The following is a 12,090-nucleotide window of genomic DNA, read 5'->3' on the forward strand; positions in this document are numbered from 1 at the left end:
CCTACACCTTATTTTTTATACTCCATCATCCAGCAATCTTCTAATTTCCCTTCATGAAGCTCATGCTTTTTTAATATTTTTATCTTACGAAATCCACATTTTTCATAACATCGAATCGCCCGTTCATTACTTACTTTTGGATCCATCGCAATTGCTTCTGCCCCTAATTCGTTGATCATATATGTAACCGCAGTTTGCACGAGCTCTGAACCAATCCCCTTGTTCCAAAATCTTGGTTCCCCAATGAATTGATCCATGCCCCATACATTTTGCTCTTCTTTATATCCATACAGCTCTTTCCACTCTGAATCCAGCGGGTACATTTGCACGTAACCAATTTGTTCTCCAGCGTATTCTACTAGACACCTTTTCTCATCACTCTTTGCATTATGAATAAAATTCATACGTACTTTTTCTGGGGATTGCGGATTATCTCTGCCTTCGTAATACTGTAAAACTGCTGGGTTTGTTAACCATTTTGAAATGGTAGTTACATCATCTTCTACAACATATCTAATCGACAATTTCCCTTTTTGAAATAACATACTTTTCCTCCTTATTCATAACATTATAGTATTCTAGATTCATTGAGTTTACTCCTGTTATTAGAGTGAATATGATACACCGCCAACTCAACCTCAAATACTACTATTGCTGAAAATTATAGAATCTTTACTTTACTATAGATATCAAACCAACATAAGGAGAAATAAGGATATCTGTGTGATTACTATCTCTACTTTTTTAATTTGAAATTCCCACCTAAAAGACCCCCGATTTCCACGAGAAATCGGGGGTCTTTTTCGACTCGTAAATTACCTTCTATTCAGTAATTCCTACTTTATTTAATCCATCTTCTGTTGCCATTGCTTCTGCACTTCCCTGTCCATAGATATCAACCGACGATTGAATCAGTGCTTTACGAGCATCTTTAAAGTTTGAATTTGGTGTAAGATACGTTGTTAAAGCTCTATAATAAATTTTACCAAGCTTTTTCTTTCCAATCTGTTCACCAGTTAAATAAGCAGCATGGTTAATAATTGATGAATTAATATGAACACCGCCGTTGTCAAGTTCAATTGGTAATCTATAAAATTCATCCATATGTTTTGGATACATACCTTTACCGTTACCATAAGGGATATAAGCATCCTTAACTGGATATTTATCCGGCTGGCTTAAACTTCTAAGAGAAGTTCTGCCATCTTTAATCGCATCGGGAGCCATTGCATCCTCTCCTACTTCCCAATCATCTTCATCAACAAGTGCACCGAAGATATCTGAGAATGCTTCGTTTAACGCGCCTGATTCATTGCGATACAACAAGCCTGCGGAGTTTGTAGTCACGCCATGTGTCATCTCATGCGCTGCAACATCAAGAGAAGCAGAAAGCGGTATGAAAAATTTCCCATCACCATCACCATATGTCATCTGATAACCGTTCCAAAAGGCATTGTTATAGTCTACGCCGTAATGAACAGTTGATTTAATTTCCATCCCATTTCCATCAATAGAGTTTCGTCCGTGCTCATCCTTATAATAATGATAGACTTTTTCAGAATTGTAATGAGCGTCAACTGCTGGCTTATCGTATTCACTCTTCCATGACGCATTTCTACCTGCAAATAAGTCGCCTGGAAGCTTCACTTCGCTTGACCTCCATTGATTTTTAAAATCATAGGTTGAAATTCCATCAAGCTCTGGATGAGATATATCTTTTAAATAAAATGTCGTTCCATTTCCTTTTACTGTATTGCTGTGAGAAATATGTAGGTTTCTATGCGCTCCCTTCACACCAATTCCTGCTCCCTTAGAAGCCTTTAGTTCATCAGCATGCATTAACCCATTAAATTGATCAATAACCTTTCCTGTATTTGCATCAACATACACAAACCAATTACCCGGGTCTTCACCAAGAAAATTCACATTTACTTTGTAAGCCGTATATTGTGTATCATGAAAAGGATAGATAACAAGCTCTACTTTTGGGTCATATTCAAGTACTTCTGGAGCTGCCACTGCGTTTTTTCCAATTTTAAGAGCTTCTTCTTTCGTAATAGCGACGTTTGTATCAAGAGAAATCGAATCAATATCATTATTATAATAGCCGGTTACGCTCTGAATGCTTCCTTCTTTATCATAATGGACAATCACCTCTGCTCCCTCAACAGGTACACCGTTTTTTGACTGTTGAAGACGTACGTGTGTCATTCCCAGCTTGTCCGTTTCGACTTTCTTTTCTTTCAGGTTTCCCTTTGGATTATTCATTTTGAATTTATCTTTATTTTCATGCAAATATGTAAGGGCATTTGAAGCATTTTTTTCTTTTTGCTTTTTAGATTTTAGCCCTGTCACAAATACCGCCTTTGATTTTCCAGGTTTATAATTTACAGAATGCACAGGCGCTCCCTCTTCCTGTGTCACAGCGCTTACCGATGAAGATGCAAACGGTGTTGCCAGTAGTGAAGCTGATAGAATCATTGGAACGACAAACTTCTTTTTCAATTTCATTCCCCCTATGTATGATTAATAGTAACAACACAAGTATAACAGAGCAAAATGACGTTACGAATATATATTTCTTAACATTTTGTATTTTCTGAATTTTCTCAAGTTATCTTTCTTAATAATTTGCATGTACTGTATATAGAACTAGAATTAATGACTTTTGGCTTTTTCATTTTTTTATTGATAAAAAGTTTCAAAGAAAAGGACTTGGAGCCGCTGCAATAAAAGAATTAATAAAGCACCTACAAACGAATCATCCATCTTGTCACCGCATTCGCTTAACAGTACACCCCGAAAATCATTCAGGTCAAACATTTTACAAGAAACTTGGATTTACTGATGATCACATTTGTACATATGATGAATTCACTTATTCTATATGCATATAGAAATTTTGCGTAAAAAAGAGTGTCTTTACATTTCTTACAGACCCTCTTCTTTTCTTATTGTAACCAAGGTTTGTAAAATCATGATTGATTAGGAGGAAGAAACTGTGCCAAATCCAATAAAAAACTACACAGATTACCCAATGGTCAACATTCCACGCGGAGAGGTAGAATTAAGGGACGATCGATTGAAAACACAATGGAAAGTTGACATAAATCCATTTCTTCTTGGCCGATTTCCTGTAACTGCCGGACTATACGATATGATTACAAATGTAGCTCCTTATTCTTCGGATGGAGATGTAAAGCCCGTTACGAATATTTCTTGGAATGATGCTATTTCTTTTTGCAATCTCCTTTCACAGAAAGCTGGACTAAAAGAGTGTTATTCGATTAGTAATCATGGTAAACATGTAGTTTGCAATTGGGACGAAAATGGCTATCGACTTCCTTCAGAAGCAGAGTGGCAATATGCATGTAAGGCAGGTACAACTGGGTATCGTTACGGAGAACTTCATACAATTGCTTGGTATAACGAGAATTCTGATGGCCAAATACATGAAGTGGGCAGAAAGGAACCAAATGCATGGGGTCTTTATGATATGCTCGGGAATGTTTGGGAATGGTGTTGGGATTTATACGATGAACAAGTATACGGCTCTTACCGTATTTTCCGAGGAGGTAGTTGGGCTGAAGAAGCAAGAGGTTGCGGGGCATCGTGCCGGCGTCGGAGTCATCTGACTTTTCGTATAGATGACCTTGGATTTCGTCTTGCTCGGTCTTTTTAACTTCTATAATCGATCTCATTTTCAAACTTAAATTGAAACCAAAAAACCGTTCCATCATTTCGAACGGTTTTTTCTATCTCATATCGACTTGATTACAATACTTATCTACTACATTTTTTAGACGTTCTCTGTCTTCTGAAGGTACATGCTCGGACAACCTTGCTCCAGCTATAATAGGAGCCCATTCTAGCACTTCATCTTTTGTTAAACTAGTATTTTTGCAATATATGCGTAAGTACATTTCAGCTAATTCCACTGAAGACTGGGCGTACAATAAATAGGTTCGATATATATCTGCCCTAATATCCCCCGCACTCGCATCCACCCAATCAATAATGTTCACACTATCCTGACCCATGATAAGGTTAAATGGATGCAAATCTCCATGACATAATCTAGGCTCAAATACCATTGAATCTAATTTTTTTAATAATATATCCTTTTGTCCCTCACCTATACACTGCACGGATTCAATTTGACGCTGTAACCTTTTCAACATCGATTCAAGTATACTTGAATCTACAACAACACCATGCACCTTTTTCTGTACATCGACACAAATCTTTATGTAATGTTCAGCTCGTCCCATATCATTCATTAAAAGTTCTCCTACTGTTTCTCCTTTTGCATATTCCATTATAATTACCTGTCTACCGTTTATTTCGGTAACTTCTATTACTTTTGGAACATGAAGTCCGCATGAATAAGCGTATTCTTGTTTCTTCGCCTCATAAAAAGATTCTGTATTCGGAAAGTGCTTTTTAAACACTTTCACAATTTTATTATCATAAAGATATATCTTTGCTGTATTTCCTATAGCTATTGGATTACCTAGGTTCAATTATTTTCTCTCCTTAAGATAGATTACAATCATGCCCTACACTTTATGTATTAATTTCAATGTAACCATAACAAAACCCCCTTCCCTTTTACATACCCTATAAAACTTGAAACTAAAGTCTTTTATGATCGTACCATCCCTACATATGAAAAAATTTCGTAATACCTCTAATAAAAATAGTATAATATGTTCGGAGGGATAATATGGTAAAAAAGTTATTAGTAGTAACTTCGATACTTTTAGTAGTCGTGCATACATTCATTTTATATTTTTGGGTTTTCGATTATGAAAAAATAGCTACAGGAATAGGGCTCATAGTATGGATTGGTTCCTTTCTTTTCGGCACAATGATATACCTTTTCTATCGGAAATTCCCCATCACAGAAAGAAGTATCATTTTTAGTAAAAAAATTGTATTCAGTTCTACCTTAATGGTAGCATTATTAGGGGTTTTTGCACTAATAATTGAGCTTATTGTTCGTTCCATGCCATAAAAAGAGTTTGCTATATACATCCACATAATAAAAAGACCCTGCATCGCAAGGTCTTTTTTATCGTCCATTATTTCTTTTCCATAATCGCAAAGTAATTTCCCTCATAATCAGCAAAATTAAACGCTCTACCAGTCGGCATATTTACAAGCTCGCCAACTGTAATTTCTTTTTCTGCAAAATCTTTATATAATTTCTCAATGTCTTCAGTGAAAAACAACATAGACGGTGTGCTCAAATTTAACTCCGGCTGCATTTTTGCGATCAACTCTTTATTATGTAGCACAATACTCGTTTCCGCTTCCTCCGTCGGCGCAATTTCAATCCATCTAAACCCTTGTCCATTACTTTCATCCGCAACTAAGTGGAAACCTACTTTTTCAGTCCAAAATTGTACAGCCTCATCTTGATTATTTACATATAGCATAATTTGACCGACTTTATGAATCATTATGTTCTCTTCCTTTCTGTTAGTTCAGTTGTATTTAGTATATACGAACTATTGTTCTTTTTGAAGAGGTTTTGTATCAAACATTCATTTCAAATGTTTTAGTCTACTGTTTTTATTTCTTCTTAGTATCTCAAAACGAGGAATTCATTAGTTTTTTATAATTACATTATGTTAACTAATTCATGTTCACTTCACTATAAATATTAAAAAGACAACTAATTCATACTAGTCGTCTTTTACTTTTAATTTGTTCATATAGACAAATCTAACACAAAGTTTCATTTCCCAACTTCCAACTGAACCACCGCGCATGACCATCTGTTTCTCCAACAGTTTCATTGTATTCTTTTCCATCAATGAAATAATCAAGATGAAGATCTCTATCCCACATATTATTATACAGGTGGAAAACATCACGTTTTGCGCCAATTTCTTTTATTTGTTCTACTAAGTTATGTTTCTCTTTCTCTGGTATTTGATTCGCAACATGTGTATGGAAAACACAGATCACCGAATCCTCTGGAATTTGTTCTACAATTTCTGAAAGAAGATTTACTCCGTCCCCTTCTATCAATTGCACAGATTGTTCTTTTAAACAATCCGCTGCGTGATCAAACATTTCAAGCCTTTCTTTATGCTCTGGCCAAATGAGTGCGCGTAACCATAAATAATCCTCTTCATTCTTCAAATCATTTACATGTAAATCAAGACCGATTCTTTCAGAAACAGGTGGACTTTGCTGTAAGAAAAATGGCCGGTTATCTCCTTTTATTTCTGATTTCAAGTGAACGTTTGAGCCTTTATTTCCAAAGATTTCTCCCGTTCCGTAGGAATAACTATATTGGTCCCAAAATAGCTGTAAACCAGCACTTGTCCCTATTTCAATTAATGCGAAAGGTTTGTTCACCTTATGAAACATATAACAAAAACTTGGATATAAATATGTACATCGTCTTACTTCGTTTGTTTGTACAAGCTTTGTTTTTAATAGAGAAATAATCTCTTCTCTATGGATCTTACAAAAACTCTTAAACTGCGAAAAGGCGTGTTCTAAATTTTTTTCGTGGTTCACAGCAAGACTTGCGTAATAGTTTTTCAGCTCATGATGATATCCTTTTAACAATAAATAATGAACGGCACCAAGTAATAAATTGGGAGTTGGCTGACCTAGCCGTGCATGTGATGCTAATGCAAGCATTTCTTCATCTTCTGAAATTTTTATTGATAAATATTCGTATAAATCACTTGAACCTTTACATTCTTTTATAGAAAAGTTTTTAAATAAGTTGGAGATTTGTTCTGGTGTTAGCAAATCGATTCCTCCAATCACACGATTTAATATTCAGAATAATTTTAACATAAATGTAATTATTGGGAAATTTCTACACATTTCACTGAAAGGGCTTATTTTTCAAGATAAAGGGAGGGAGCAAATTGAGTAGAAATACAACCTATATTTTCCTCATATTAATTATATTTCTTATTAGCTGTTCAAAAGAGCAATCCTTTTATATGTACTTCCATGAAAAGATGCAAAACATGCATTTTGGACAAAAGAACAATTCCTACACTCTCATTCATACCGAAATGAATGTTTCACAAGAAAATGATGCCGTAGCAATATTTACAGAACCTAATCAGCAAGGTGAACAAATATTCATTGCTTATTTTGAAAAAGAAAATGGCAAGTGGAATTGGATAAGAACTACAGGAACTGAATGGAATAGTCCTATAAGATGGACTTCCATGCATCAAATCCCTTACATTTATGCTGGGACAATTCGTGATAACGCTATTACTAAAGTTTATGTCGGGAACCAAAATGCAAAAATTATTAACGTTGAAGGAACGAGAAGGTTCTGGTATGCCGTTAGTAATACAGAATGGGCTGAGGTTAAATTTGAAAAAGATGATGGTACACAAGAAATGATTGAACAAATTGATGAAGATATTTTAAAAGATTGGCATAATAAAAACGTCCGATAAAATACCGGACGTTTTTCATTTCCACATTAAAAATTATACTTATCAATATTGTCCTTCGTAAACACAACTCGTTCTGGCAATACGATAATTCCATTTCCATCTGCTTCGTAGTCATAGCCTTGAATAGAGTTTGGTTCCACTTTTACTTTACCTATATTCGGAACTTCAAAGCTATCCCCAACTTTTAATTTCTTTCCTTTTACCACAATTTCATTTGCAACATAAGTTGCAAGTGCACCTTGTTGTTTTACATCCCATAATCCAAATTGCTGAACGGTTCCTCGTTTTACATAGTCACGCATTACATTTGGCGTTGAAAACCCTGTCACAACTACCTTTTTATCCATTTTCAAGTTTTCAGCAGCTTGTGCCATTGCTGGAAGTGCCGTTGCATCTGGACAAATGATAGCATTAATATCTGGATACGTTTTTAATATACTTTCTCCAACCGATAATGATTTTTGTGCGTTATTTTCTCCGTACTGCGTCGTTACAATTTCCCAATTTGGATATTTTTCTTTTATAATCTCTTTTGCTTTTGTTACCCATTGATTTTGATCTGTTACAGTTGGACTTGAATAGAAGAATGCTACTTTTCCTTTATCTCCAATCTGTGATGAGGTCATTTGAATTAATAGATTTGCAAGTTGCTCCGGCGTTCCTTGACTTATATAAAATGAACGATCTTTCGGATTCACATCAGAATCCCACGTTAATACCGTCATTCCCTTTTTCTTTGCTCTCTGTAATGATTGTGAAAGTCCATCAACCGATGTAGATGAAACCATTAACGCATCATAGTTTTGATTAATAAAATTATTTATATATTTTACTTGGCCTGATACACTTGCCTCTGATGGTCCATCATACTTCACCCGCACGCCTAACTTATCTCCCATTTCCTTTGCCCCTTCACCACCTGATGTAAAGAAGCCAACCCCTGTTAATTTTGGAATGAATGCAAATTTAACATCAGCTGCTTTTTTCTTATCTGCTGTTTTGCTAGAACATGCAATTAAGCCGATGATACAAACGCACATAATCATAAAAATCCCCAGTTTTCTTTTCATGACATTTCCCCCTTATGCAATTTCCTTCTTTTCCACATAGTGAGTTGCTGTAATTTGAAATGCCTAATAATAACAGATAGGATAAGTATGATCCCAATAACTACATTTGACTGTTCGTTCGTTAAACCCGTCATTTGTAAACCGTACTGCATCATGCCAATAAATATACTTGCTAGTACTGTTCCAAGAATACTTCCTTTTCCTCCAGTGATGAGTGTCCCGCCTAATATCACCGCCGTAATAACTGGCAGAATTGTCTCGCTTCCAATATCAGCTCGAGCTGATCCGAAATACGCTGTTAAAAAAGCCCCTCCTAAACCACCTCCCAACCCTGAAAGAATATATGCGATAATGACTACCTTTTTTGTACGAATTCCAGAATATTTAGCAGCTTTTTCATTTGTACCAGTTAGCATGACACAACGACCATACTTAGTTCGATGAAGTAAAATCGTAAATAGCGCGGTCAAAAACAAAAGTAACCATACTAAGTTAGGAATTCCTATAAAACTCCCATTTGCAAGTTGTACGTAGGAATCTGGTAAGCCACTTATCCCTTCATATCCACTGGCATTTGATCCACCCGAGATAACGAGAGCAATTCCTGAGTATAAAAACATCGTTCCCAGTGTAACAACAAGAGGTTCTACATCTGTCATTTTAATAATCAGCCCATTAATACAACCGGCTAGACAACTAATAACCAAAGCAATAATCACAGCTAAAATAACCGGAATTCCGTTTATCCAAAGTACCCCAATAAGGATTGAGGTAAGACCCATAATCGAGCCTACAGACACATCGATTCCACCTGTTACAATTACAAATGTCATTGGAATTGCGGCAATCGTAATAAAAACGAAGTCATTCATACTGAAAAGTAAATTACTAATATTAAAGAAATCGCTGTTTAACAAACCAAAGAGAATGAACTCTATAATAAGCAATACTATAAGAACTCCTTCCCATCTTAAAAACCCACGTGCATACTTCATAGATTCATCCTCCTTTCTTCTAAACGGTGCTTTTCTTGCCATTTTTTCAAAATACTATCTACTATAATAATAAGCAAAAGTAAAAAGCCTGATATTGCGCTATTCCAAAAAGCAGGTATTTTAAAAAAAACTAGTGAACTACTTATAACTTCTAAAAAAATGGCTCCTAGCGCTGCTCCAAATATAGATCCTGTTCCACCTTTTAGATGAATTCCACCTAGTACAGCGGCAGCAATTACTTGCAACTCAATTCCCGTACCAGTTTGATTTGGTACAAATCCGATATTCATAACAAATATGCATCCTGCAATTCCTGCGCTTATTCCCGAAATAATAAATGCATATATTTTCACCTTATCTACCGGTATTCCGATAAGACGTGCTCCATCTTCGTTATCTCCAGAGGCATAAAAATATCTCCCAAAAGGAGCTTTCGTTAAAAAGATGTATAATAATAGTAAAATAGCTAGAACGCTCCATACTGTAACAGGGAGACCTAATATCATGACAGAAGACATTTGTTTATAAGAATTAGGAATATCTTCAATCCATTTGCCACCTGTATAGATCAACATCGTTCCTCTAATAACTCCTAACATTCCTAATGTCATAATAATTGCCGGTACACCGAACTTTGCAACCCCTATTCCATTTATCAGTCCAATGACAGCCCCAAGCAAGATTGCAGCAATAATTGAAATAAGAATACTATTACCATTTGTCAAAAACATCCCACAAATCGCTGCGCTTAATCCCATAATAGATCCGACTGAAACATCGATATTTTTCGTAAATAATACGAACGATTGGCCAATAGTTAGTATGACTAAAATAAGACTTGATTTCATCATTAAAGAAAGCGAGCTAAATTGAACAAAACTAGGATTTATCATTCCTACGAAGGCTATGTAAATAAGTAATAAAATGATAATAGAATTTTCATGTATTTTAAATATATTTGGAAAGCGTTTCATTCCGTTACACCTTCCCTTCCCCCATATGCGAGACGTGTAACTTCATTTAAATAAACTTCTCCTTTCTCTAAGTGGGAAACAAACTTCCCATTTCTCATCACATATACTCTATTTGCCAATTGAACAATTTCTTCTACATCTGAGGAAATCAGTATAATTGCAAGCCCTGATTGTTTTAAACTTTGAATTACCTCATACACTTCTAACCTTGCTTTCGCATCAATCCCGCGCGTTGGTTCATCTAAAATAATTAATTTTGGGTTACAAGCAAGATATTTTGCTAATACAACTTTTTGCTGGTTTCCTCCCGATAAAGATGTCATTTTTTCATTTATATTGGAAGCAACAATCCGAAACTTATTCATATACGATTCCGTTAAAGCGCTTTCTTTTTTGTGATTTAACAAAAAGTGGCTCATTTTCTGTAAAGAAGCTGCCGTTACATTCTCTTTAATAGACGCAATTGAAAAGATACCATTTCCCGCTCTATCTTCTGGAACATATACCATCCCTTTATTTAATCTTTCATTCGTTGAACATTTTGTAATTGACTCCCCTGCTAATGAAATTGTCCCAGACAGTATTTTCCTTAATCCATATAGTACTTCTGCTAATTCCGTTCTCCCTGCCCCAACCATACCAGCAATTCCTACAACCTCCCCAGCATGTACAGTTAGTGATATATCTTGAAATGCATAGCTCGACAAACTTGTTACCTCTAATATTTGTTGAGAAAGTTTCGTAGTTTCTTGTGGTATCTCTTTCTTTTCTTCATGTTTATAATCTTTGGGTAATAATCCCTCCATTAGCATGTCATATGTATAGTCTGATACATCCCCTTGACTCACAATTATTCCATCACGTAAAATAGCTACCTTATTAGCAATCTCAAAAATTTCTGGGAAACGGTGTGTAATATAAATCATACCGATTCCTTTTTCCTTTAAATTTCTCAGCAGCACAAAAAGACTCTTTATTTCATGAGTTGTTAATGTCGATGTTGGCTCATCTAAAATAAGAATCTCGGCTTCTCTTATTAATCCCCTTACTATTTCTACTAATTGTTGCTGCGCAATAGATAATGAACTCCCAATTGAATTCAGCTCTATATTCCACCCTAAACTTTTTATCAAGTCTTTTACTTTTGTACGAAGTTCTTTCTTCTTTGCTTTTATTCCGATACATATATTTTCTTCAATTGTCATATGAGGAAAAATTAACGGTTCTTGTGGAATTAAATAAACACCAGTTGCATGTGCTTCTGCTGGATTAGAAAAACTTTGCACCACTCCTTTTACATATATCTCCCCAGCATCATAAGAGTATAAGCCTGTTAATATTTTCATCAATGTTGATTTTCCAGCACCATTCCCTCCTACTAGAGCGTATACATCTCCGCGTTGTAATTCTAAAGTAACCTCTTTTAATACATGTTGGTCTGAAAATGATTTACTAATTTGTTTCACCTCTAATAAGGGCACGTTCTCCACATCTTGTCACCCTCCTTTATGTGGAACAATTTTTGAGAAAATGATTTTTTGTTCTACTTGTTTTGTAGCATTGTATATCTCTTTTTTCATATCTAGAACACATTTTTTCT

12 protein-coding genes are annotated in these 12,090 nt (G+C 35.3%); 3 read left to right on the forward strand and 9 right to left on the reverse strand.

Translation table 11 applies throughout. The features are described from left to right. Positions 1 to 8 precede the first annotated feature (8 nt). On the reverse strand, positions 9 to 545 hold the full coding sequence (locus CN373_RS19725; protein WP_098360004.1) for a GNAT family N-acetyltransferase: 537 nt from the start codon (positions 543 to 545) through the stop codon (positions 9 to 11). 277 nt (positions 546 to 822) lie between these two features. Beyond that, the gene (locus CN373_RS19730) at positions 823 to 2,511 is read right to left on the reverse strand and encodes a M4 family metallopeptidase (protein ID WP_205753381.1); all 1,689 of its coding nucleotides are present in this window, start codon (positions 2,509 to 2,511) and stop codon (positions 823 to 825) included. 146 nt (positions 2,512 to 2,657) lie between these two features. Here CN373_RS19730 and CN373_RS19735 point away from each other — a divergent pair, with 146 nt between their 5' ends. Both CN373_RS19735 and CN373_RS19740 read left to right on the forward strand, forming a co-directional pair. Then, complete coding sequence (locus CN373_RS19735; protein WP_098360055.1) at positions 2,658 to 2,897, forward strand: GNAT family N-acetyltransferase; 240 nt, start codon at positions 2,658 to 2,660, stop codon at positions 2,895 to 2,897. 140 nt (positions 2,898 to 3,037) lie between these two features. Continuing rightward, complete coding sequence (locus CN373_RS19740) at positions 3,038 to 3,682, forward strand: formylglycine-generating enzyme family protein (RefSeq protein ID WP_098360056.1); 645 nt, start codon at positions 3,038 to 3,040, stop codon at positions 3,680 to 3,682. Positions 3,683 to 3,755: 73 nt separating this feature from the next. On the opposite strand, the gene CN373_RS19745 is transcribed toward CN373_RS19740, so the two are convergent. The 3 genes from CN373_RS19745 to CN373_RS19760 form a co-directional block, all read right to left on the reverse strand. Further along, positions 3,756 to 4,523 (reverse strand): aminoglycoside phosphotransferase family protein, encoded by a 768-nt coding sequence (locus CN373_RS19745; RefSeq protein ID WP_098360006.1) that lies wholly within the window; start codon positions 4,521 to 4,523, stop codon positions 3,756 to 3,758. Positions 4,524 to 5,084: 561 nt separating this feature from the next. Beyond that, positions 5,085 to 5,465, reverse strand: coding sequence for a VOC family protein (locus CN373_RS19755; RefSeq protein ID WP_098360007.1), 381 nt, complete (start codon positions 5,463 to 5,465; stop codon positions 5,085 to 5,087). A 265-nt stretch (positions 5,466 to 5,730) separates the two neighbouring features. Beyond that, positions 5,731 to 6,777, reverse strand: coding sequence for a DUF2332 domain-containing protein (locus CN373_RS19760; protein WP_098360008.1), 1,047 nt, complete (start codon positions 6,775 to 6,777; stop codon positions 5,731 to 5,733). A 122-nt stretch (positions 6,778 to 6,899) separates the two neighbouring features. Between CN373_RS19760 and CN373_RS19765 the strand changes: the two genes are divergently transcribed. Then, positions 6,900 to 7,451, forward strand: a complete 552-nt coding sequence (locus tag CN373_RS19765) for a hypothetical protein (RefSeq protein WP_235674873.1) — start codon at positions 6,900 to 6,902, stop codon at positions 7,449 to 7,451. Between the two features lie 26 nt (positions 7,452 to 7,477). Here the strand turns inward: CN373_RS19765 and lsrB are convergent, their stop codons facing one another. Genes lsrB through CN373_RS19785 form a run of 4 tightly spaced genes read right to left on the reverse strand, consistent with a single transcriptional unit; the run spans position 7,478 to position 11,980 of the window. Beyond that, positions 7,478 to 8,521: an autoinducer 2 ABC transporter substrate-binding protein LsrB gene (gene lsrB, locus CN373_RS19770; RefSeq protein ID WP_098360009.1), complete on the reverse strand. Its 1,044-nt coding sequence runs from the start codon at positions 8,519 to 8,521 to the stop codon at positions 7,478 to 7,480. After that, positions 8,518 to 9,516 carry an ABC transporter permease gene (locus CN373_RS19775; RefSeq protein WP_098360010.1) on the reverse strand — a complete coding sequence of 333 codons (999 nt, stop codon included), beginning with the start codon at positions 9,514 to 9,516 and terminating at the stop codon, positions 8,518 to 8,520. Before CN373_RS19775 ends, lsrB begins: the two co-directional genes overlap by 4 nt. Further along, entirely contained in the window at positions 9,513 to 10,490 is a 978-nt protein-coding gene (locus tag CN373_RS19780; protein ID WP_098360011.1) for an ABC transporter permease subunit, read from the reverse strand. The genes CN373_RS19775 and CN373_RS19780 overlap by 4 nt, the downstream gene beginning before the upstream one ends. After that, positions 10,487 to 11,980, reverse strand: a complete 1,494-nt coding sequence (locus CN373_RS19785) for a sugar ABC transporter ATP-binding protein (RefSeq protein WP_098360012.1) — start codon at positions 11,978 to 11,980, stop codon at positions 10,487 to 10,489. Before CN373_RS19785 ends, CN373_RS19780 begins: the two co-directional genes overlap by 4 nt. Between the last annotated feature and the right edge of the window lie 110 nt (positions 11,981 to 12,090).

This window comes from Bacillus cereus, from assembly GCF_002561295.1.
GTDB lineage: Bacteria > Bacillota > Bacilli > Bacillales > Bacillaceae_G > Bacillus_A > Bacillus_A cereus_S.